Below are 22,636 nucleotides of genomic sequence, written 5' to 3'. Positions count from 1 at the left end.
ATTTTTCATTTACACAAGATATTTTACGCTCTCGATAATATACGCTAAGGAAATATAACATATAAAAAAGCCTAATTTCAAGCTACAATAACGAGAAATTAGGCTTTAATTATTTCATAAAAGCAAAGATTATGTATTATAGGTTTACCAACTTAGTAATTGTATTTATTTCTCCCAATTCGCTAAGTCTTTGTACTAGGATGTTTTCTGTATCCTCACTTAATACTAATTGTTCAGATGAAAACGGTGCTAGTTGTAAGCTCTCACCAATCATAACTGAATACATAGCATGTTGAAACATTGTAATATCATTCGCATCATTACCGAATGCTATATATTTTTTTTCTTCCACCCCTAATTGCTGCAAGCCACTCCACTTATCTATTCTGTTTGGACTTATGTCTAGTATTCCTTCATTCCCATGAGAGTGAACCACAACATTCATATTGCTAAGCCGTTCTTCAACTGCTTTCATATTATCTGAAGTAAGCACTAAAATTTTTACGATTGACTGTAATGTATCCAATTTAACGTTTTTAGCACGTCCTTCTGGATCAAGATTATTCAAAATTGGATGTGTAGCTGGACCTGTATAGGCATAATCCCAATCACCATCTATTAAATAAGAAGCATTATAAGTTCTAAGTAACTGAACGATATTTGTAAGCGTTTCTTCATCAAAACTAATCGTTGATATGATTTTCCCTTTAACTGCAATCATTGATCCATTTCCACCAATCATTGGGTATTGATGAAAACGCTCATGTAAGACGGGGAGTAAATCACGTATTGGCCTAGCTGAAGCAAAAATGACTTCGTGCCCTTGAGCTACTAGCTTTTCTAATGATTCTAGTAGTCTTTCGGAAATAGGCTGACCTTTAAAGCAAATTGTCCCATCTAAATCAAATACAAACTTCATTTTATGCCACTCCTAAAATTTTTTATTGTTCTTATCATATCAGTTTATTTTATAATAAAAAGGACATATGTCCCAAAAGGAGGATTATATGAAATTTGTTCATAACTTGAAGCTACTCGAAACAAAATTACGAGGATATCATATTGAAGAAATGTTTGGCCGAGAAAAACAACTCCCATTTACACTACAACAATATGGACAAGATGAAATTGTTTTACTTGAAGGAACTGAACTAGAATCATTATTATTCTTAGTGGAAGGGAAAATGAAAATAACATCAAGTGTTGAAACTGGGAAATCACTTTTACTACGATTTGTCCAACCTTTTTCCATTATTGGTGATATTGAATTAATTCGAAATGTTCCCGTTCAATCACAAGTTAAAGCAGTTAATGACTGCTTATTAATTGGACTGCATTTTGATTATATAAAACAACATGAAATGAATAATCCGAAGTTTTTACACACACTTTTAGAACATGTAAGCTATAAGCTTCAAACTTGTACAACAGCTTCTCGCGTAAATTTATTAGCATCTGTGGAAAACAAGTTTGCAAGCTATCTTATGTCCACAATAGCACCCGAACCAGATAACATCTTTGGAATAGAGCTAAAGGCTTCAAATATAAAAGAGATTGCGGATTTACTTGGCACGACATATCGACATCTAAATCGAGTTATTCATTCGTTATCCGAAAAGAGAATCATTGAAAGAAATAAAAATTCTATTCGTATATTGAATTGGAGCGATTTAGAAGAAATGTCCAATGGAATCCGATATAAGTAAATCTTAAAATGTAAAAAGACAATAAAGCTATTAAATTTTAACACCTAAACAGGCATAACCCCGTTCTAAATTTAAGACGGGGTTAAAATATAGTTGTTTCTGTACATAAAATTCGTTAATTCTCCACTTCTGATATGGTGCCCTAAAATTGATGTGAGTTTTATGAAGTTCTGTTCCAAAAACGACCGTTTATGGGACTTGTTTGTTTTTTTAACAAAAGCGTTGAAAACTCATTCATATCTGGCACCAAAACCCATATCCAAAAACAAAGTTCCTTATTTTAATTCAATGAGGTTTTTGGTACTATTTTAATAGATATATTTAGATAGGAAGTGAAACAATTTGATTTTTGGTTATGCTCGTGTCAGCACAGAAGAACAAAATCTCGATATGCAAATAGATGCTTTGCAACAATATGGTGTAGAAAAGCTATATCAGGAGAAAATGACAGGAATAAAAAAAGATCGTCCCCAACTCGAAGAGTTACTAAAGGTATTACGCAAAGGCGATAAGATAGTTGTTTACAAACTTGATCGAATTTCTCGTTCTACAAAACACCTAATTGAGTTAAGTGAAAAATTCAAAGAACTAGGTGTAGATTTTATTTCTATTCATGACAACATTGATACATCTAATGCTATGGGAAAATTCTTTTTTCGAATGATGGCAAGCATTGCAGAACTAGAAAGAGATATTATTAGTGAACGTACCAAAACAGGATTAAACGCGGCTAGAGCTCGTGGAAAAAAAGGAGGAAGACCACAAAAACATACAGATAAAGTAGAAATGGCTCTTAAAATGTATCAAAGTAAAGAATATAGCATTAAACAAATTACAGAGGCTACCGGTCTAAGTAAAACAACATTGTATCGATACATTAACAAGTAACCTCATTACTTTTATAAATGGAGGAAATATTATGAGAGGAAAAGAACTTTTCACGCCTGTACAAAGAGAAGAACTATTACATATTTCTGTTGAAACAGAACATGAGCTAGCACTGCATTACACATTTTCTACAGAGGATCTTGAAATCATTAATCAACATCGTAGAGATCACAATCGCTTAGGATTTGCTGTTCAGCTCTGTATCTTAAGATATCCTGGATGTACTGTTACGAATATGCCAGCAATTCCTGAAGGACTCTTAAAGTTTGTTGCTAAACAAATTGGTGTAGACCATATGGTCTATGAAGCATATGCAAAACGAGAACCTACTAGGCGAGAGCACTTAGAAGAAATACGTAAAGAATATGGATATCGTAACTTTACTATTCGTGATTATCGAAGGATTTCTAAATTTCTACAACAATATGCATTAGAAAATGGAAATACAATGTATCTGATTCAAACTGCATTACAAGAACTACGAAAAGAGAAAATTATTTTACCTGCAATACCAACAATAGAACGAGCTGTATGGGAAGTGCGTAAGCGCATAGAAGAAAAGATTTTTAAAGTACTAACCTCCTCTTTGACTTCTTCACAACAAGAAAAGTTAGATAGACTACTCCATCCAATGCCTAATACTTCAAAAACTTATTTATCGTGGCTAAGAGGAATACCTGGCCAATTTTCTCCTGATGCATTTTTAAAAGTAATTGAACGCTTAGATTACATAAAAAGATTGACATTAAAGCTTGACACCAAAGGTTTACATCCAAATCGAATACGACAATTATCTCGAATAGGAGCAAGGTATGAACCCTTCTCGTTCCGAAGATTTCACAGTACCAAAAAGTATGCGATCATGATTGCATATTTAATAGATTTACGCAAGACTTGGTTGATCAAGCATTTGAGATTCATGATAAGCAAATCATGAATCTTCAAATAAAAGGAAGAAAACAGCAAGAAGAAATTCAAAAGCAGAATGGAAAATCAGTTAATGAAAAAATGCTGTAGTCACCAACAGAGGGTAACGGTTCATTTTCCTTTTCGTAAAAGATGTGTGCAGAACAAGTGGCCGTTTTGACACCGTCAATACCCAATTGGGCTAAGTGGTCTGGATCCGCTCCAAACTGCCATGCTGTAACCTTTTTAGGTTTATCTATCCCTTGCCTTGCCCAATAATCTATCCAAAATTGCTATGTTGCATGGTTCATATATAGACTCCTTTTAATAAAGTGTTCTCGTCATGATTAATGATAACACTGTATTCTGAAATATTAATCTATTTAAATTTTATTGAGTACTTCACCACCTTATATGTTACTATATTTTTATATGTTAACTTTTATTTTAAAAGGTTGACATATGGATTTTGTACATAGGGGGAACATAAATGGCAATTACAGTGCAGAACAATTGGGGTGCCTTGGCGCAAAAGGTTCTTGAAGGGTATGTTGTTACGAAGGAAGAAGCGGTTGAAATGATTCAGGCTTCTGATGAAGAACTACTGTCTTTATTAAATGCAGCTTTTGAGATTCGCCGCCATTATTTTGGCAAGAAGGTTAAACTGAATATGATCATCAACACGAAATCAGGTCTTTGTCCTGAGGACTGCGGATACTGTTCGCAATCAATTGTCTCCGAGGCGCCAATTGACAAATACGCCTGGCTGACTAAGGAAAAGATTGTGGAGGGGGCGCAGGAATCCATCCGACGAAAAGCAGGGACTTATTGCATCGTCGCTTCTGGCCGTAAGCCAACGACAAGAGAAATCGACCATGTGGTTGAAGCAGTGAAAGAAATCCGGGAAACAACAGATTTGAAAGTATGCTGCTGCCTTGGCTTTTTAAACGAGGAGCATGCAAGCAAGCTGGCTAAAGCTGGGGTCCACCGCTATAACCATAACTTGAATACGAGCAAGGAAAACTATGAGAACATTGCTTCCACGCATACATATGAAGACCGTGTCGATACCCTGGAGAAAGTGAAGGGGTCGGGAATGTCACCTTGCTCTGGTGCGATTTTTGGAATGGGCGAAAGCGACGAGGAGGCCGTTGAAATTGCATTATCACTCAAGGAACTTGATGCGGATTCGATACCCTGCAATTTCCTGAACAGCATTGATGGTACCCCGCTTGAAGGGCGTGCCGAATTGAATCCACGCAAATGCTTAAAGCTCCTGGCAATGATGCGTTTTGTCAATCCAACAAAAGAAATCCGAATAGCAGGAGGTCGGGAAGTAAATCTCAAATCCTTGCAGCCTCTTGGCCTATATGCGGCAAACTCCATTTTCATCGGGGACTACTTAACAACCGCAGGACAAGAGCTAAACTCCGACTGGGCCATCATCGAAGACCTCGGGTTTGAGATTGAGGAATGTGCGTTGTAAATTGGATAAAACTTAGGGATCATAAAAACCTAGCAGCAAAGGCCGCTGGGTTTTTATGATCCTTTTTTGAGGTTATTAAGTTTGGAACTTTTTATTTCATATTGAGAAGACCAGATATCTTTCAGCATCTTCCTGCCGCTCTCTATATCAGGGTTAAAGTGAATTAGAGAGCCACGCCTTACATTATGAACATTATGAACAGCTTTCTGCAGCTCTTTATCAATATTTGCTGAACATTTTTGGGAACTATTTGCAATGGAGATACCCGCAGTTGTACCTTGTGCCATAGCAATTTTTGCACTTTCAATTCCAGTTATATTACCGGCAACGAATAGTCCTTCCAGTGGTGTTTCCATTTTTTCCGAGTGTACCGGTACATGACCACCAAGTTCAGGAATAAACTGGAATGGGCAGCCGGCTACAGCGGCAAGCTCTGCAAGTGGGTACAATCCACCTGCAATACAAACAAAATCCGCTTCATAAAATTTCTCGGAACCAGGTATTGTATTGCCTTCTTCATCAGTATCTGCAACAAGGACACCTTCTACGTCATTGACCCCGACGATTTCGAGTGCTGCTTTGCGTAATTGAAACGGTGTACCATTCAGCTTAAATCCTTTTTTCGGATAGTGGCGGATTCCCAGGCGTCTTAATTTTTCATTATTCATAAACTTGCTGCCAAAACGTAATAAACGGGAAGGGGCCAGGTGTGCCGAATGCAAAAGAGATTTAAGAACTTCCTGAGGTATAGCAGCTTTTTGGCTGAATGGGCTTTTTTCAGGAAGAAGAACACGATCAACATGAATACCTGCAAGCTGAAGTTCAGTTAGAATTGCAAAGGCTAATATATTAGCACCTATTATAATACCTTTCTTGCCAACCTTGACACGATGCACATTTGTCATAACCTGAGCAGCACCAATTGACATTACACCTGGGAGTGTCCAGCCTGGAACAGGGATTGGAAATTCTGCAGCCCCAGTTGCAATGAGAACAAACGATGTTAGTTGTGTTCCTTTATTGGTATGAACATACCAATGACCATCTACTTTCTCAATATTGTGTACGCTAACACCACACTGGACATCAACTGACAATGATGTAGCTTTTGAGTGAAGTTCTTCAGATTCTTTTATTCCATTCCACCAGTTTCCGGATGTTTCCTGATGAAGTTGACCAAGCAATCTCCCTCCCGGTTTAATAAATTCATCCAGAACTGTCACCTTGAGTCCATAGCGGGCACATTCTATTGCCCCTGAAAGACCTGCGGGACCTGCCCCAATCACAATCACATCAATCATTCTTGCTCCACCATCCTTTTTACTGGATTAGGGAGTTGCTGCCCACTATAAATCTTCATGTTATTTTCAATAGTTGTCAGGCAGGCTCTGACACTTGACTCGCCATTAACCGTCACCCGGCATTCCATACAGTGCCCTATATTACAATATAGACCCCGAGGTGTTCCACTTTCTTCATGAACACGCAGCATTCTTACCCCGTTTGCCAACAGGGCTGCCGCAATTGTTTCACTTTCATAACCTTCATATAAATTTTCATCGAAGTAAAAAGGTACGCGTAATCTTTCGCTAGTATTTCCTAAAACAGGGTGAGACTGTATCCTCGTCACTTAGCCTCACCAACCGTTCCGAAAGACACCGGCCTAACGGGTGGCTGGTATTTTAATGGGATTTCACAGAGGGGGGTGTTGGGAATGACACTTTCTATCATCCTGTCTAACGAAACTCTGCAAGTTCTGCCTCCACAGAATCCCATACCTGCTCTTGTTCTCAATTTTAACTCTCTCGCTGTACATTGGTGCCTTTTGACGGTGAGTAACAACTGCCCATATGTGACTTCTTCGCAACGGCATATTATCATTTTTTCAAACATATTGGTCTTTGCCTCCTTTAGGTGTCAGTACTGTAAAAAATGCAAGTATTGTACCAATCTAAAGGGAAGGCGGTAATTCTAAACAAAGTCGCTTTAGCCGGTTATATAATGTCGCTCTAGTTATTCCAAGCAATTTTGCACACTCTGCTTTATTCCCATTGACCAAGTTAAGTGCCTTCTTAAGTATCATTTTCTCATGACGTTCCATTTCTTCCTTTAGCGGTAAAATGACATCATCAGCTTCAGGAAGAGCATCAGATAGAAGCTCCTTAGTTTTTGAAGGAGTACTGGATTTTAAGGAGGGCAGATATTCTTTCTTTATCAAGCCATCAGTCGCAAAAACGACGAGGCGTTCGGAAACATTACGAAGTTCACGTATATTTCCGGGCCAGTGGTATTGAAGCATTTCATGCAACACTTCAGGAGAAAATTCATAGATTGGCCGCTCATAAGCCAATGAAAATTCATCAATAAAGGAATTGGTCAATTCAATAATGTCTTCGTGTCGTCCCCTCAAAGGAGGAATATTAAGAGTAACGACATTTAACCTGTAATATAGATCCTCCCGAAACTTACCTTGAGCCATTAAATCTTGCAAATTTCGGTTAGTTGCTGCAATGACCCGGAAATCAATGTTGACTTCTTTTTCCCCTCCCACCCGATAATATTTTTTTTCCTGCAATACTCTTAGAAGCTTTACTTGCATTTCTAAAGGCATTTCCCCAATTTCATCGAGAAATAAAGTCCCTCCCTTAGCCATTTCAATTTTTCCTTTTTTTCCTTTCTGGTCTGCACCGGAAAAAGCGCCGCGCTCGTATCCGAATAGTTCGCTTTCAAACAGCGAGGCTGGGATGGCTCCGCAGTTAATGGAAAGAAAAGGTGTTCTGGACCCGCTGCTTGCTTCATGAATGGCTTTTGCAAAGACTTCTTTTCCTACTCCGCTCTCACCTAAAATCAAGACGGAAGACTTAACAGAACACAATTTTTTGGCCAGTTGAATTGTTTTTGTGATAGCGATGCTTTTTCCTTTAACTGCATGAAAAGGATCAGGAGAACTTTTATATCTTGCGACTTCCTTCTCAAGCCGGTGTACTTCGTTAGACATGTTAAACAGCTTCTCATTGAGGATAACTTGATGTGTGATATCTGTCTCGGAAACTACTGCGCCGATAATCTGGTCATTGAAATAAACCGGGTTGCTGTTAATTAGTACAAATAAATCTGATCTGGGTTGATGGTAATGAGCAATTAAGTTTTTTCCTTTTTTTAATGATTGAAGTATTTCAAGATTGTTTCGATTAAAAAATGTAGTAATTGGCATGCCGATAATATCCTCATGTTTGACCGAGAAAATTTTTTCAGCACCCTTTGTCCAAGAAAGAACACGTTCATCACGATCAACAACAGTAACAGAGGCATCCGTGGTAAGTAAAACTGTTTGATAGAAGGCTGTTAATTGTTGATACAAACAGTAAAGAAAATACAGCATTTGCTGGCATGTTAAAACACCAACAGGCTCGTTTTTTTGATTGAGCACAACAACAGTAGAAAACTTTTTAAACTCCCCAATAAGCATCTCGAATGAATGATCCTCCTTTAATTTACTGCATGGAATCATACTTTCATGCTCATTTTCGAGGAAGTACTCTCCGCAAGAGAATTTGAGTAATCTTGGATTGAACTTTTGAGGAATTCTTATTAGGACATCATTAATTGTACGGATAGAAAATATCATAAGACCCTCCTTTGCAATGTATAAAAAATTGAACGATGTCAAAATAATTATACACTCGTTGTCTAAAATTTTTAAATATTAAATTAATTATCTTGCTTTTAACCCGAAAACTATATGGCACATTTTTTGCAATAAATAGTTATGAGATTTTTGGAAAGGAGGGGAGCTAAAATGAAACATTGTGATGTTCTGGTAATCGGCGGCGGAATAATAGGTTGTTCTATTGCTTACTATGTTTCTAGATCGGGGAGAGACGTTACCCTGATTGAAAAAGGTGAGTTTGTCAGCGGGACGTCTTCAAGATGTGATGGAAATATTTTGGCTATTGATAAGGATCCCGGTTTTGATAGCCTGATGTCCTTGTTTAGTCAACGTTTAGTACATGAATTGAGTAATGAGTTAGAACACTCATTTGAATATCGTGCTCCCGGGAGTATCCTTGTCTGCGAGACAGAAGAAGAAATGGAAGCTGCTCAACATTGGGTTGAACGCCAGAAAACAGCCGGATTACCTTTCAAGATGTTGGATAGAGAAGATATACGTCAAGAGTCTCCGTACTTTGCCGATGATTTGGCAGGAGGGCTTGAATGCGCGACTGATTCCACTGTAAACCCTTATTTATTGGCTTTTTCTCTTCTTCAAACAGCTAGAGAGCTAGGGGCGAAAGCTTATCGAAAAACTGAAGTACAAGAAATTAAGCAAAAAAGCGGTGGATTTATTGTCAGCACCTCAAACGGAACTTTTACTGCGACTCATATCGTCAACGCAGCAGGTGTATGGGCTCCGAAAATTGGTGAAATGGTTGGATTGAAAATACCGATTAAACCGAGAAAGGGACATATTATTGTGGCATCAAGGCAACAGCACGTTGGAAGCCGAAAGGTCATGGAGTTTGGCTATTTAATCTCTAAATTTGGCGGAACCCGCAAAGTGGATCCCCAAACGGAGAAATACGGCGCCGCACTAGTGTTTGAACCGACAGAGAGCCAAAACTTTTTAATTGGAAGCAGCCGCGAATTCGCCGGTTTTAACACGAAAGTAAACAACGAAGTAGTTAAATGCATTGCTAATCGTGCAATCCGTTTTTATCCCAAAATGAGGGATATGCTAGTTATCCGTACTTATGCCGGCTTAAGGCCATGGACGAAAGATCACTTACCAATTGTGTCAAAAGTGGAGGAGGTTCCTAACTTCTACATTGCTGCGGGGCATGAGGGGGATGGAATAAGCCTTGCTGCGGTCACTGGCAAATTAGTTGAGGAAATGATAAACGGGAAGGAAACTTCCATTCCAGTCGAGCCGCTTTGTTTTGACCGTTTTAAAGAAAGGGTGCTGTCAGGATGATGGCCCATAAAGTGTTTACAACAATTGATACGCATACTGGAGGGAATCCGACAAGGACGGTCATTAGTGGACTCCCAAAACTGTATGGTCAAACAATGTCCGAAAAAATGCAACATATGAAAAAGGATTATGACTGGATTCGAAAACTGTTGATGAATGAACCTCGGGGCCATGATGTAATGTCTGGCGTTCTTCTTACTGAGCCATGTCATCCTGATGCGGATATCGGAGTGATCTATATAGAAACCGGCGGGTATTTACCGATGTGCGGACACGACACGATAGGGGTCTGCACTGCATTAGTTGAGGCAGGTCTGATACCTGTAGATGAGCCTGTTACTACTATAAAAATAGATACCCCTGCAGGGCTTGTAGAAGCTGAGGTTACCGTTCAAAAAGGGAAAGCAAAAGAAGTATCGTTTTCAAATGTTCCAGCATTTTTACTGAAAACAGTATCTGTCGAAGTAGAGGATTTAGGGCTTGTAAAGGCGGATATCGCATATGGTGGGAATTTTTACGCAATCATTGATTCAAAGTCAATTGGCCTGGAACTCATACCTGACAATGCTTCTGAGATCATTGAAAAGGCTATCCTAATCAGGAAATGTATAAATGAGAACATGAATATTTCCCATCCTCAATATCCGTTTATTTCTGGCTTAACACATATTGAATTTTTTACGGAGCCAACGAACATTGAAGCAGATGTGAAGAATACAGTGGTTGTTCCGCCCGGGGGTATTGACCGATCTCCATGCGGTACTGGTACTTCTGCTAAGCTGGCTGTTATGTATGCCAATAAACAGATTGGGATTTTGGAAGAGTTCGTACATGAGAGTATTGTAGGGAGTTTATTCCGAGGGTGTGTGATAAAAGAAACAAAGGTAGAAGGAGTAGAGGCAGTGGAGACGAGGATAACTGGTTCTGCATGGCTTATGGGAATGCACAAGTTTTATTACAATGAGAAAGATCCTCTAAAGGAAGGTTTTTTGCTTATCCCTCCGATGGAAGAACATGATACGGAGGGTGTCATATGAAAATTAATAAAAACTATTCAACTATTGATGTACACGTAGCTGGTGAAGTATTTCGCATTATAAAGGAACTTCCCTTCCTCCATTATGAAAGCCTTATAGAGTTAGATATGATGTTTCCGGCACATTATGAAAAAGAGAAAAACTTATTACTAAATGAGCCACGGGGGTTTGCAGGATTAAATGGATGCTTAATAACGCCACCTTTTAACAAGGAAGCGAATGCCGCTATATTGTTTTTCAATCATGATGGCACTGTTCCCATTCAATACGGCGGATTGGTTGCTGTCATTACTGCTTTACTTGAATGCGGTCATATTCAATCAGAACCAAATAATCTGTATAAGCTCGAGACAATAAATGGACTAGTTTCAGTCTGTGCCAACCTTGAGGAAGAAGAAGTGGTTTCCGTTCAGGTGAGTAGTGGATTGTTCCAAATTAGGGATAAAGAAACACATTTATACTCTCCTTATGGTCAATGTCAGTTTACTTTAGTTCAATCAAATCAATTATATGCTGTGTTTGAAAAGAAAGATTTTCCTTTTGAACTTTGCCTAGGGGAACTTGTTGAGCTGAACAAATGGGGACGAACAATTTTGTATGAACTTCAAACATTGACGTCCTTAAGCGGAGTAATTCTAATGGATAGCTCAAAAATTGAGGAAGGTAGGATTAAATCCATAACATTTAGGCCTGACCGGTATATTCTACGTTCGCCCGGTTTTGAATCAACGATGGCTTGCTTAACGAGCTTGCTTGCAAAAGAAAGAATTAATGGGAAGGCAGTTTATGTTAATGAGAGTATTTTCGGGAGTGAATTGGAGGCTCGTGTTGAATCACAAACTGAAGCCAGCTGCAAATTCTCAATTTCAAGCCGAGGATTCATTACAGGGATGCAGACATTCATCCTCGATCCAACTGATCCGTTAGCCTCAGGTTTTTTATTAAAATAGGTTGATCAACAAAGGGAATACAGAGAATTGAAGGAGGAATGAAAAAATGAAAGCAGTACGGGGAGCTTATCCAGTTTTGATTACACCGATGACGAAAGAACAAGAGATTGATTGGGGCGGTTTGAAAAATAATGTGAATTACTTTTTGAGCCAAGGAGTCAAAGGGATAGTCATAAATGGCAGCACAGGTGAATTCGTCAGTTTATCAAAGGAAGAAAAATATGAAATCACAGAGAGTGTATTAAAAGAAGTTAATGGCCGTATTCCCGTTATTATCGGTACCTCTGCTGAAACTACGAAGGAAACGATTGAGAACACGAAACAGGCGGAAACACTTGGAGCAGAATGCGCATTAATTATAAACCCTTATTACTGCAAACCGAAAGAAGAAGAGATCTATTTTCATTTTAAAGAAATATCGAGCAAAGTAAATATTCCGATTATGCTATATAATAATCCATTCACATCCGGTGTGGATATGAGCACGGATTTAATGTTGAAGATTGGCAGAGATTGTGAAAGAGTGGCTTATATTAAAGAATCTAGCGGGGATATTCGAAAAGCGAGAGATTTGGCTAGACTAGGAAAAGGTGATTTTGAAGTTTTTTGTGGTTCGGAAGAATTGGTGATGGAATCTTATTTTGTTGGTGCAACGGGCTGGATATCGGTCGCAGGAAATATTGCACCAAAGCTTGTGACTGACATGTTTCGCTATTTTGAAAACGGAGAGTTGGAGAAAGCGTGGGAAATCAATGATAAAATTCTGCCGTTATGCGCATTCCTCGAAGGCTCTGGGAAATATGTTCAAATTGTCAAACGTGCAATGGAATTGGTAGGGCAGGCTGGGGGGCCTTCGCGCTATCCACGGTTGGCCTTGACGGATGATGAAGAACAAAACCTTAAAGGTATTTTGACAAACTTAGAGATTGTTTCGCTTGTATAAAGACTATCTGAACAACAGCCTTTAGGAGAACTCAAAACTACTATTTTTAGGAGGGCTTAAATGTTCACTACACAAATAGAAATGAAACCGTTAGTTAAAAAGTTCTTGGGAGCCCCGATTAAACTTTTTATTGGTGGCAATTTTGTCCCGTCAGTAAGTGGGAAAACGTTTAAAACCTTTAACCCAGCGACGGAGGAAGTTCTTGCCATTGTAAGCGAAGGTCAAGCAGAAGATATTAACCTTGCTGTAAAAGCGGCAAGGCAGGCTTTTAAAGTAGGTCCATGGCCTAGACTCGGGGCAGCGGAGAGAGCAAGGCTCATTTACAAATTAGCTGATCTAATTGAGGAGAGTAAAGAGGAATTAGCCCAATTGGAAGCACTCGATAACGGAAAGCCATACCAGGTGGCGCTAACTGATGACATCCCGGCAACGGTAGAACAGTTTAGATATTACGCCGGGTGGGCAACGAAGATTCTAGGTCAGACGGTCCCCATTTCTGAGGATTATCTTAACTATACGAAGCACGAACCAATTGGGGTTGTTGGCCAAATAATTCCTTGGAACTATCCACTGACAATGGCTTCCTGGAAGATGGGAGCAGCGCTTGCAGCGGGCTGTACGATTGTCCTGAAACCTGCAGAGCAAACTCCTTTATCGATTTTATATACTGCTAGCCTTATTAAGAAAGCTGGTTTTCCCGATGGTGTAATAAACATTGTGCCAGGTTACGGCCCAACGGCTGGATCAGCTATCGTAGACCATCCTGATGTTGATAAAGTTGCTTTCACAGGTTCTACTGCTACAGGGAAATATATCATGCGCCAGGCAGCAGAGACCATTAAGAATATTACACTGGAGCTTGGCGGCAAATCACCAAACATTATTATGGATGATGCAGACCTAGAGGCCGCTATTCCTGGTGCATTTAACGGAATAATGTACAATCATGGACAAAACTGCAGCGCCGGATCACGTGTGTTTGTACAGCGGAAGAACTATGAACGAGTTGTGGAAGAACTGGTATATCTTGCAAACCAAGTTAGACTCGGTCCTGGTATGGATAAGGATACAGAAATGGGTCCGCTTGTTTCAGAGAAACAATTGCAGCGTGTGCTTAGTTATATTGAAAAAGGTAAAGCAGAAGGTGCGAGGCTGGCTGCCGGAGGAGAGAAAGCTTTTAGCAAGGGATATTTCGTAAAACCAACCGTTTTTGCTGATGTTACAGATGATATGGTGATTGCGCAGGAAGAAATTTTCGGACCGGTTGCTGCTGTTCTTTCTTTCGATACGGTGGAAGAAGTAATAGATAGAGCAAATAACACGCCATACGGATTGGCGGCAGGAGTTTGGACCAAGGATATCAGAAAAGCTCATCAAATATCCAACAAATTAAAAGCTGGTACAGTATGGATCAATGATTACAATCTCGAGGATCCTGCCGCGGCTTTTGGAGGTTATAAACAATCAGGAATTGGTCGAGAAATGGGCTCGTATGCACTCAACAACTATACTGAAGTAAAAAGTGTTTGGGTGAATATAAAGTAGGGGAAAAGGCATCCGTCTTTTGGAAAAATTCTTAATGGTGATGATATTGAAAGGTATCATTGTAATTAAACTTGAGCCTAATTACCACCTCTAATGTAAGGCAAATACATCGAACTGTTGAAGAGGAAAATTTTGATAGCGTTTTCAAAAAAATCTTAGTACCGGGGGGATTTGGGGATGGGTGAGATTGTAAATTGGATGGTCGGTCATGTTTGGGGTATCGGACTGGTAATCTTTGCGCTAGGTATAGGACTGTTTTTCTCTATTGCGACCCGTTTTGTCCAAATAAGGTACTTTAAAGAGATGATCTTATTATTGTTTGAAGGAAAGAGCTCAGAATCAGGTATTTCATCGTTTCAAGCTTTTTGCCTGGCATTATCAGGCCGTGTTGGGGTTGGGAACATTGCAGGCGTTGCCACAGCGATTGCGTATGGAGGGCCTGGTGCTGTTTTTTGGATGTGGGTAATGGCACTTTTAGGCGGGTCCAGTGCTTTTATCGAATCAACGCTTGCGCAAGTTTATAAAAGTAAGGTAGGCGATGAATATCGAGGTGGTACACCTTACTTTATTGAAAGAGGATTACGTATGAAGTGGTTTGCTGTAATAATGGCTATCGTCGTAACAATTTCGTACGGAATATTGTTGCCTGGGGTACAAGCTAACAGCATAGCTGTAGGTCTTGAAAATGCATTTGGTTTAAGTAAGACTGTTTCAGGAATTCTCCTTGTTGTTTTGCTCGGATCAATCATTCTAGGCGGTGTTAAAAGGATAGCCAAAGTTTCGCAGACTGTTGTTCCATTTATGGCACTAGGCTATGTGGCCGTTACGTTTATTGTATTAGGTGTAAATTTTAACCAAGTCCCAGAAATGTTCTCCCTAATATTTTCAAGTGCATTTGGCGTAAATCAGGCTTTTGGAGGCATTGTAGGTGCAGCTATTGCCTGGGGAGTTAGGCGCGCTGTATTCTCGAATGTTGCCGGTGCTGGAGAAGCGACATACAGCTCAGCTGCGGCAGAAGTGTCGCATCCTGCTAAACAAGGCTTGGTACAGGCTTTTTCAGTCTATATTGATACTATAGTCGTATGTACTGCTACTGCACTGATGATACTTGTAACTGGTATGTATAACGTCACACCTGAAGGTAAGGAACCTATTTCACAATCTTTGGGAAATGTCGAAGCGGGTCCGGCCTATACCCAGATGGCAGTTGAAACTGTTTTGCCGGGTTTTGGCCCAGGATTTGTGTCTATCGCTATTTTCTTCTTCGCTTTTACCACCTTGCTTGCTTATTACTATATTTCAGAAACTACACTTGTTTACTTGACGGAAAAGCTTAACTACAGTTGGCTTAAACCGTTGCTGAAAATCGGGATTCTTTTCATGACCTTTATTGGAAGCGTATATTCCGCATCCTTGGTATGGGCTTTAGGTGATTTAGGGATTGGATCTATGGCTTGGCTCAGTTTCTTGGCAATCCTGCTGCTTGCGAAGCCTGCCTTAAAGGTATTAAAGGATTACGAGATACAAAGAAAAGAAGGGAAAAATCCTGTTTTTGATCCTTTAAAAGCTGGTATAGAAGGAGCTGATTTTTGGGAAGAGAAAATTAAGGAAGCGGGTGCCACTCCTCCAAAAAACAAAAGATCAATCGGGTAAATCGGATTTCTATATTAGTCTTAGACAGTTTCCATGCTGGGAGCTGTTTTTATGTCCGTTATTCTTCTAAATCATTTGGAATCAATGCTCCTTCTGTAGCTTTGGAATAAAGTTTGATTAAAAGTGGACTGCGAACGTTGATTTTATAATAGAAGAAACCCACCAGCTTTAGGCAGAGAGCGATAAGGAGGTAGATTCAAACTTACTCGTTTTAAGCCAGGTGAACGGGGGCAAAACACAAAAGCTCTCTTGTTGTTAAAGCAGCAAGAGAGCTTTTGTTATCTAAGACGCAGTAGCAAAACAGGCAACGAATGTTCGGGAGTAAGGGCTATAATACTTAATCGTTCAGTTTCAATTTTCATTTTCTCACTTTATATATTTTGATTTTTTTCTGGAAAATACAATTCAACCGTTAGTTTTCCGTCTTGATAATCAGCGTCTATGTGTCCACCCATACGTTCTGTCAGAATTTTTGCGATAGATAATCCTAATCCCGTGGAGCTTCTGCCATCTTCAACGGTATAAAAGCGATCAAAAAGCCTTCCTACCATAACCAGCGATAAATCCTTGGCAGAATTGGTAAAAGTGATTTTCCCATCCCCATGGAGCCTTACCGTCAAATCGCCATCACTGTATTTGATGACATTGCTTAGGATATTTCCTAAAATACGGCTGAGGGCAGTGGAATCAAGTGCCCGATGAATCGGTGAATCTGGAATCTCGATTTCTGGCTCGATATTCCGCCCCTTTAATGCGCCGTAGTAGGATATCAAACTCTCTTCCAGCGCCCGATTCAGGGTCAAATCCTCATAGCTTATTTCCTGCACAGAGGTGATAATCGAATAGCGGAAAAGTTCTTCTGTCAGTTGCTTTAAGACCTCAGCCCGATTCTGGATTTGATCAAAATACAGCTGTACGGATTCAGACTTATTTTCCCCTTCCAACAGATCGAGATAACCGTAAATAGCAGTCAACGGAGTGCGCAAATCATGGGAAATATTTGTGATTGCTTCCTTCAATTCAGTATCGCCCTGCTGATAACGGTGACGCTCTCGGCGTAGCGTACTAAGTTGGGTGTTCAGGCTATTCGCCAACTGTTGCATCTGTCTGTCACGGTTGGAAATGCTAATCAAAATATTGGTATCGGATGTGATTATTTCGTCCAATGAGCCCTGTATTTCCTGTGCAGATTTCCGTATAAGATACACCTTTCCCACAAGAAATATAACGATAAACACTAATACGCCACATAAGAGCCACAATCCGATTTCCATTTCACACCTTCTCCGTTATTTAATGTCCTTTTTACGGAATCCTAACAATCCAATAACCGTGGTCATGACCGTAATTGCCAAAGAATAAATCCACATCTGGACCAGATTCGCCATATTGCTCATTGCAATTTGATTGGCTTGACTTGTCGGTAGGAAATCATAAAAGAACTGATATACCGCCCTTTCTGTGCCACGCAGATAGTTAGGATTAGCCACTGATTCCTGTACATATTCTCCTGCATCCGTAAGTGTGTCAGATGTGTAAAATTCCTCTGCACTCAACCGACTTTGCAGTTGAGTTGCTACCATGAGCAAAACGAAAAATGCGATTAAGGTAGTCACTGCCACCGCAGCTTTATTCTGAAACAGCATACTCACCATGGTATAAATAGAGGCATAGACCAGAATCAACAACACACTACTTATTAGTAAAAGCAATATCATTTTCCAATCTGCCTCAAAAGAAGCAAGTACCGGAATGCCACCCACAATAACAACGACAACATAGACAATCGCAAGAATCAGTCCCACAACAAAACTGGAAAACAGATTGGACAGATAAAGGTCACTTCTCCGATGCCCCACAATCAGCTTATTGCACATCGTACCGTCACTGTATTCTGTACCCAGAAACAGGCTTACAAACGCAGCCAAAACTCCTCCAATAAAAATGTTGAAAACAAAAATTGGCAGATCATTAAATTGCAGACTGGTTTCATACAAACCAGTACCTCTGTAAATATTGAACAGCATTACACCGGCAAACAGCATCATACCGGCCACGTAAAGCAGGAGCGTTTTGCTTTTCCACAGGCGTGAGAAATGTGCAGATAACAGCTTATTCATGTTGGCCACCTCCGATCAGAGCGATAAAATAGCTTTCAAGACTTTCGTCCCGCTCACTCATAGAAAGGACTTCGCAGTTATTCTTCGCAAGTTCCATTGTAAGGTCGGTGACGCTGAATTTTCCGAACACATCGGCTTCGTGTTCCGAACGGATTGTGTATTCCATTCCCCGATGGTCGAGCACACGGGCGAGCGCACCAGCATCAGATACCTGAAGCCGAATACATTTCCGGCAAGCTGCCTCCAGTTCTGCTGCACTGATTTCCTTAACCATTTGCCCATGATCGACAAAGCCATAGTGGGTTGCCAAGCGGGATAGTTCATCCAGAATATGGCTGGAAATTAAGATTGTGATCTGTTGTTCCTTGTTGAGCTTCAAAAGCAACTCACGCATTTCAATGATACCCTGCGGATCGAGTCCGTTGATTGGTTCATCCAGAACAAGAAAATCCGGATCGCCCGCAAGAGCGATAGCAATGCCCAAACGCTGGCGCATACCCAGCGAAAAATTCTTTGCTTTCTTTTTTCCTGTGTCTGCCAAGCCCACAAACTGTAAAAGTTCCGGGATATTATCAAACGACGGAAGTCCCAGCACACGATATTGATCTCTGAGATTTTCCTCCGCAGTCAAATCGAGATAGATCGACGGCGTTTCCACCACAGCACCCATGCGACGACGGGATTTCACAATATCCTTAGCTGTGTGTTTTCTGCCATACATCGTATAGTCTCCTGCCGTCGGCTGCTGCAAACCACAAATCAAACGAATGAGCGTTGTCTTACCCGCACCGTTTTTCCCTACAAAGCCATAAATTGACCCTTTCGGTACTTTCATGGTCAGCCCGTTCAGAGCCGTAAAATGCCCGTATGATTTTTTTAGGTCATTGGTTATTAAACAATAATCCATTGTTTTGCCTCCTTACTTTAGATGTATGGAGTTTATCGGGAAAAAGTTAAGAAGGCGGTAAAGAAAATAGTAAAGAAATAGTTAAGATTTCATCTCACAAAGCTTAAAGCCGATTCCCCATACGGCCTCAATGTATTCTTTTTCGCTGACTTCCCGGAGTTTACGGCGCAGATTGCTGATATGAACCTTTAGAGAACTTTCCATACAGTCCGGTGTGTCCAGACTGATGCGGTCGAGCAGCACCGATTTTGCAATGGCATGTGTTGGGTTTTGCATCAGGATTTTGATGATTGCGAATTCTGTTTTCGTCAAATGCACTGGATTGCCCTGTACGCTCAACTCGTGAGAGGCCGTGTTTAACACCAAATCGCCAACTGTCAGGACGGAGGAATTGTCACTTCCGCTGCGAAGCTGAACGGTAATACGAGCCAGCAATTCTTTCATTTCAAAGGGCTTGGTTACATAGTCGGCAGCGCCCCCTAACAGAAGATTGACTCTATCATCAATCCCGACCTTGGCACTGACAACAATCACGGGAATACCTTTAATTTTGGGAAGCAATTCCTCTCCGGATAGTCCGGAAAGCATCAAATCAAGCAACACCAAATCCGGTGTCCACTGCTGAAATAATAATAGTGCCTCTGTGCCGGAATATGCCCGCAGGACACCATATCCTTCACGGGTCAAAGTTTCTGCCAGAATATTTCCGATATGTTCATCATCTTCAATAATGGCGATTGTTTTCACAGATAATTGACCACCTTTTCCAAGGGTTATGGATATAACCGTTTTTATATTGTTGACTATTTGCGGTTAACGCTCTTTGTGAGGAAAAATCATTTTTTGTTCCCCAGCCACTCCCGGAATTCTTCAAGTGAGATTTCCCCGGACAGACACTGTGCCTCGCTCCATTCGTAAAACTCTTGATGGCTGATAGAGCCATATCTGGCACGGGAATTATTCCGCTTGTATGCCTTGCAGAATTCCGTATGAATCGGATTATCCTTGCGGGCATTCTGGTAATTCCGCAGCGGGCCTATTACCGAGCAAGGCTTGGTAACGCAGTACCCTATGAACTGGTAGTATTCCGCATCAATACGGTTGTGCGGGATGAAGTATCTGCCGCAGCATTTGCATTTGCGAATCGGCTGATCTGTGTTCAAAAGCTGGAACAGGTCGAACCGCATAATATCATCCAGCGTATTTAAATGAATAGGTTTCCACCATGTCCACTTTCCGTTCTCGGAGGGTGGACATGATTTCTTCGCTTGCTTTTTCGTCAATATATTCTGTTGGCATAAGCGTCGTTTGAAAACGACCGGTCAAATATTTCCGGCCACGCAGGGAGAGCAGATAGAGTTTCTGCCGAGAGGTCAGCCCTTCCATGCCAGCCATCTCTCCAAGGATAAATTCAAAATCTCCCCGCAGCAGTTTTTGACGTTTACACGCATCTTGGAACAACAGAATTTTGCACCACTCAGCAACTTCTTCCTCGCTCCAATCTTTGATTCTATTCTATCATAATCACTGTCAGACAGTTTTGACCCATCCAGCAAAATTTGATTGATACGCTGGGTGGGCAAATAATCGCAACTTTCTTAAAAACATCGCCTCTTTTTTTAAAACGTTGTAACTTTATATTAACGCCACACCTATCCATTAACTATGAATCAAAAGCAGCTGTTATCACCTTGGGAGCAGAATCCCCAAGGGAATGAGGGAAAAGGTAGTGGGACAAAAGTAAGAAACTTCGACAAAAATGATTGATCATGGAGCGTAAAAAGGGTTTGAAAGAAGAGTTTGTTGAAACATTCTTTTATATTGCAGCCTAAACAATGGGCGGTTGTCCATATGGAATAACCTATGAAGAAATGGGAGAGGTAGAAGATGAAGTAAAGGCACAACGTAATGCAGTATGAGATAAAATAATAGGTTCTGTGATAACTTCAAGGAGTGACTACCTTGAAAGTGCAATGAGGGCGGATTCGAACATTGAATGAACAGATTAACGTATCGTTTCGAAAATAGAAGGATATAAACGTACTTAATGGGTAAAACAAAAAGAACATAAAAGGAAGCAGGTCTTCTGCCATGAAAGAGACCACTTTGACAAAGTTCTGTGAAAAGTGCGGCTGTGATACTGTCCACAAAGGTCGATAAGATACGCTCGAAATCGAATATATTTGTATGAAGTGCGGGAGGAAAGAAGACATATTCAAAACTTTTTTCTGATTTCTGTGTGCTCTGACCACATAGTGGTGGAGCTTTTTTATGTTAATATTAATTTGTATTTTTGTTTAATATTTACTTATTTTCCATGAATGGGGATTATATTAAACTTAAAAAAATAAACATTACTGAACGGATGGAACATTATAAAATTCCTGGGTTAAGCATTGCTTTAATTGATTAAGGACAAATCAATAAGGCAGAAGACTATGGTGTACTTGAAATAGAGACAAATAAAAACGTTAACAGTCATTCTATTTTTCATGCTTGTTCATTAGCAGTTTCTCCATCGGAAATAGGTGAGGGGAAAGTGGTCTTTGAACAAGACCGCGCTATTGAAAACCTAAAAAGTAGTTTAGAGGAAAATCTCAAGATCTCGAGTAGTGATGGTTTTGTCTACACTCCTAATGAAAGCTCTTTTTTTAAAAACGATTTATATATTTCACACATAGAATTTATTGATGATAGCGTTACAAGAACTTACCCATACACTTATATAAATGATAAATATGAAATCATGGAAACGGTCGATGGGCCAAGCATTATAGCAGTTATGACTACGGAAAGTCCCCACTGGTTTAATGGAGGAATAACATTCATTAGACAAGCAGCGGTTTATGAATAATAAGAAGTAGGCGAGGACTTTAACTAGAACGTATGAAAAAGAAAGGAGTTAGGAATGGCTAATTTCAACCGTGAAGAACAAATAAGGCACTTACACGAAGAGCGTAAACGAAAAACCAAGGAGAAAGTGGAAAACGCCATTAGACGTCTGACAAAGGATTCTAAGGCTATTAATTTCAACAGCATAGCAAAAGAAGTTGGTGTTACTAAAACAACCTTATACAATCATCCTGAGCTTCGAGAACGCATTGATTTCTTACGAAACCAACAAGAAAAGGCATATCAAAATTCAAGAACTAAACGAGATGAAAATAATCAAAACGCAATGATCGCTTCTCTTAGACGGAGAATTGAAAAACTGGAAGCAAAGATTAAAGAGTTGGAGGAAGAAAACAAACAATTACGTGAAGAAGAAAATATAAAATTGGCAGGTTTATTTAAAGAACTTTAATAAAAAGTGTTACTTTGAAATAAGTTTGATCAAAAATACCTTACATGTCAGCACTCTAGATAAGAAAAAAGAATCCATTTTGAAAAAAGATTGTTCAAAATTGATCTTTTTCCTGCAGATTTTAGTTTCGGTTTTATAAAAAAATTTGATCATTTTTTACCTGTGTTGCTCCACAATCGCGCCCTTTCGTATTATAAGGTCATCCAGAATATATATCTG

22 protein-coding genes and 2 pseudogenes are annotated in these 22,636 nt (G+C 39.9%); 12 read left to right on the top strand and 12 right to left on the bottom strand.

What is annotated here, in order from left to right:
- Positions 1-136: 136 nt before the first annotated feature.
- On the bottom strand, positions 137-919 hold the full coding sequence (locus tag D1970_RS21200) for an HAD-IIB family hydrolase (protein WP_119114843.1): 783 nt from the start codon (positions 917-919) through the stop codon (positions 137-139).
- Between the two features lie 88 nt (positions 920-1,007).
- Here D1970_RS21200 and D1970_RS21195 point away from each other — a divergent pair, with 88 nt between their 5' ends.
- The 3 genes and pseudogenes from D1970_RS21195 to D1970_RS21185 form a co-directional block, all read left to right on the top strand.
- Positions 1,008-1,706, top strand: a complete 699-nt coding sequence (locus D1970_RS21195) for a Crp/Fnr family transcriptional regulator (RefSeq protein WP_119114842.1) — start codon at positions 1,008-1,010, stop codon at positions 1,704-1,706.
- A 342-nt stretch (positions 1,707-2,048) separates the two neighbouring features.
- Positions 2,049-2,594, top strand: coding sequence for a recombinase family protein (locus D1970_RS21190; RefSeq protein ID WP_098307600.1), 546 nt, complete (start codon positions 2,049-2,051; stop codon positions 2,592-2,594).
- 31 nt (positions 2,595-2,625) lie between these two features.
- Positions 2,626-3,605 (top strand): annotated as a pseudogene (locus D1970_RS21185) (DUF4158 domain-containing protein); the annotation flags it as partial.
- Here the strand turns inward: D1970_RS21185 and D1970_RS21180 are convergent.
- Positions 3,602-3,784 (bottom strand): annotated as a pseudogene (locus tag D1970_RS21180) (ASCH domain-containing protein); the annotation flags it as partial. The pseudogenes D1970_RS21185 and D1970_RS21180 sit on opposite strands and share 4 nt — an antisense overlap.
- 206 nt (positions 3,785-3,990) lie before the next feature.
- Between D1970_RS21180 and bioB the strand changes: the two are divergent.
- Entirely contained in the window at positions 3,991-4,986 is a 996-nt protein-coding gene (bioB, locus tag D1970_RS21175; protein ID WP_119114841.1) for a biotin synthase BioB, read from the top strand.
- Between the two features lie 53 nt (positions 4,987-5,039).
- Here bioB and D1970_RS21170 read toward each other — a convergent pair whose 3' ends face one another.
- From D1970_RS21170 to D1970_RS21155, 4 genes are read right to left on the bottom strand one after another with little or no spacing between them, the layout of a single operon-like run.
- A complete protein-coding gene (locus tag D1970_RS21170) occupies positions 5,040-6,287 on the bottom strand; it encodes an NAD(P)/FAD-dependent oxidoreductase (protein WP_119114840.1) in 1,248 nt (415 codons plus the stop codon).
- Positions 6,284-6,616, bottom strand: coding sequence for a (2Fe-2S)-binding protein (locus tag D1970_RS21165; RefSeq protein WP_119114839.1), 333 nt, complete (start codon positions 6,614-6,616; stop codon positions 6,284-6,286). Before D1970_RS21165 ends, D1970_RS21170 begins: the two co-directional genes overlap by 4 nt.
- Positions 6,613-6,879, bottom strand: a complete 267-nt coding sequence (locus tag D1970_RS21160; RefSeq protein WP_119114838.1) for a (2Fe-2S)-binding protein — start codon at positions 6,877-6,879, stop codon at positions 6,613-6,615. The genes D1970_RS21165 and D1970_RS21160 overlap by 4 nt, the downstream gene beginning before the upstream one ends.
- Before the next feature lie 58 nt (positions 6,880-6,937).
- Positions 6,938-8,614 (bottom strand): sigma-54 interaction domain-containing protein, encoded by a 1,677-nt coding sequence (locus tag D1970_RS21155; protein WP_119114837.1) that lies wholly within the window; start codon positions 8,612-8,614, stop codon positions 6,938-6,940.
- A gap of 171 nt (positions 8,615-8,785) precedes the next feature.
- Between D1970_RS21155 and D1970_RS21150 the strand changes: the two genes are divergently transcribed.
- The 6 genes from D1970_RS21150 to D1970_RS21125 all read left to right on the top strand — a co-directional run bounded on the left by D1970_RS21150 (position 8,786) and on the right by D1970_RS21125 (position 16,086).
- A complete protein-coding gene (locus tag D1970_RS21150) occupies positions 8,786-9,958 on the top strand; it encodes an NAD(P)/FAD-dependent oxidoreductase (protein WP_119114836.1) in 1,173 nt (390 codons plus the stop codon).
- A complete protein-coding gene (locus tag D1970_RS21145) occupies positions 9,955-10,995 on the top strand; it encodes a proline racemase family protein (RefSeq protein WP_119114835.1) in 1,041 nt (346 codons plus the stop codon). The genes D1970_RS21150 and D1970_RS21145 overlap by 4 nt, the downstream gene beginning before the upstream one ends.
- On the top strand, positions 10,992-11,945 hold the full coding sequence (locus tag D1970_RS21140; RefSeq protein WP_119114834.1) for a proline racemase family protein: 954 nt from the start codon (positions 10,992-10,994) through the stop codon (positions 11,943-11,945). Before D1970_RS21145 ends, D1970_RS21140 begins: the two co-directional genes overlap by 4 nt.
- Positions 11,946-11,991: 46 nt before the next feature.
- On the top strand, positions 11,992-12,888 hold the full coding sequence (dapA, locus tag D1970_RS21135; protein WP_119114833.1) for a 4-hydroxy-tetrahydrodipicolinate synthase: 897 nt from the start codon (positions 11,992-11,994) through the stop codon (positions 12,886-12,888).
- 60 nt (positions 12,889-12,948) lie between these two features.
- Positions 12,949-14,433 carry an aldehyde dehydrogenase family protein gene (locus D1970_RS21130; RefSeq protein ID WP_119114832.1) on the top strand — a complete coding sequence of 495 codons (1,485 nt, stop codon included), beginning with the start codon at positions 12,949-12,951 and terminating at the stop codon, positions 14,431-14,433.
- 177 nt (positions 14,434-14,610) lie between these two features.
- A complete protein-coding gene (locus tag D1970_RS21125; protein WP_119114831.1) occupies positions 14,611-16,086 on the top strand; it encodes an alanine/glycine:cation symporter family protein in 1,476 nt (491 codons plus the stop codon).
- A 371-nt stretch (positions 16,087-16,457) separates the two neighbouring features.
- On the opposite strand, the gene D1970_RS21120 is transcribed toward D1970_RS21125, so the two are convergent.
- The 6 genes from D1970_RS21120 to D1970_RS21095 all read right to left on the bottom strand — a co-directional run bounded on the left by D1970_RS21120 (position 16,458) and on the right by D1970_RS21095 (position 20,574).
- Entirely contained in the window at positions 16,458-17,360 is a 903-nt protein-coding gene (locus D1970_RS21120; RefSeq protein ID WP_119114830.1) for a sensor histidine kinase, read from the bottom strand.
- A gap of 15 nt (positions 17,361-17,375) precedes the next feature.
- A complete protein-coding gene (locus tag D1970_RS21115; protein ID WP_119114829.1) occupies positions 17,376-18,206 on the bottom strand; it encodes an ABC-2 transporter permease in 831 nt (276 codons plus the stop codon).
- Positions 18,199-19,113 (bottom strand): ABC transporter ATP-binding protein, encoded by a 915-nt coding sequence (locus tag D1970_RS21110; protein ID WP_119114828.1) that lies wholly within the window; start codon positions 19,111-19,113, stop codon positions 18,199-18,201. The genes D1970_RS21115 and D1970_RS21110 overlap by 8 nt, the downstream gene beginning before the upstream one ends.
- A gap of 81 nt (positions 19,114-19,194) precedes the next feature.
- On the bottom strand, positions 19,195-19,860 hold the full coding sequence (locus D1970_RS21105) for a response regulator transcription factor (RefSeq protein ID WP_119114827.1): 666 nt from the start codon (positions 19,858-19,860) through the stop codon (positions 19,195-19,197).
- 89 nt (positions 19,861-19,949) lie between these two features.
- A complete protein-coding gene (locus D1970_RS23530; protein ID WP_219915798.1) occupies positions 19,950-20,396 on the bottom strand; it encodes a DUF6076 domain-containing protein in 447 nt (148 codons plus the stop codon).
- Positions 20,305-20,574 carry a hypothetical protein gene (locus tag D1970_RS21095; RefSeq protein WP_119114825.1) on the bottom strand — a complete coding sequence of 90 codons (270 nt, stop codon included), beginning with the start codon at positions 20,572-20,574 and terminating at the stop codon, positions 20,305-20,307. The genes D1970_RS23530 and D1970_RS21095 overlap by 92 nt, the downstream gene beginning before the upstream one ends.
- A 1,078-nt stretch (positions 20,575-21,652) precedes the next feature.
- On the opposite strand from D1970_RS21095, the gene D1970_RS21090 reads away from it, so the two are divergent.
- Both D1970_RS21090 and D1970_RS21085 read left to right on the top strand, forming a co-directional pair.
- Positions 21,653-21,967 carry a hypothetical protein gene (locus tag D1970_RS21090; RefSeq protein ID WP_119114824.1) on the top strand — a complete coding sequence of 105 codons (315 nt, stop codon included), beginning with the start codon at positions 21,653-21,655 and terminating at the stop codon, positions 21,965-21,967.
- A gap of 54 nt (positions 21,968-22,021) precedes the next feature.
- A complete protein-coding gene (locus D1970_RS21085; protein ID WP_119114823.1) occupies positions 22,022-22,417 on the top strand; it encodes a DUF6262 family protein in 396 nt (131 codons plus the stop codon).
- The last annotated feature ends 219 nt before the right edge of the window (positions 22,418-22,636 follow it).

Source organism: Mesobacillus zeae (genome assembly GCF_003570705.1).
In the GTDB taxonomy this organism is placed as follows: Bacteria; Bacillota; Bacilli; order Bacillales; family Cytobacillaceae; genus Mesobacillus_C; species Mesobacillus_C zeae.
This window is presented reverse-complemented; position numbering and strand designations above follow the sequence as displayed.